Below are 404 nucleotides of genomic sequence, written 5' to 3'. Positions count from 1 at the left end.
CCAGACGCCGGTGGATGCGCATCTTCTTGTGGGCGTAGACCGCCGGATCCAGTTCGGCCTGCCGGGTCTTGAGGCGCATGGCATCCTTGAACAGGCGGTGTAATCGTCGTCGGAAGTCGCGCCATATTCGGGAGGCGTTGTGCTTGTCGACCCGTTGCAACTCGGCGAACAGATGCCAGATGCAGCGCTGCTTGGCCCAAGCCTCGACGGCGTTGTAGGCGGCATAGAAGTCGCAGACGAGAAAGCCGTCGAAGACCTCGCCGAGTACACGGGCGACGACCGCGGAGCTGCGGTGGGGATCGATGAGGAAATAGCATAGGGAGGTGGTGCAGAAGCCCCATAGCCAGTAGGTGACGCCGTTGACGCGCCAACTGGTCTCATCGGCATGGAGTACCGCGGCGCTG

1 protein-coding gene is annotated in these 404 nt (G+C 62.6%); it reads right to left on the bottom strand.

The genetic code is table 11. From position 1 onward, the window contains the following. The coding region (locus ACYQ2W_RS26670) for an IS66 family transposase (protein WP_459874164.1) at positions 1-404 on the bottom strand (404 nt) is incomplete at both ends.

This window comes from Endothiovibrio diazotrophicus (assembly GCF_054657215.1).
Note: the sequence above shows the minus strand (reverse complement) of the source record. Positions and strands in the feature narration are given on the sequence as shown.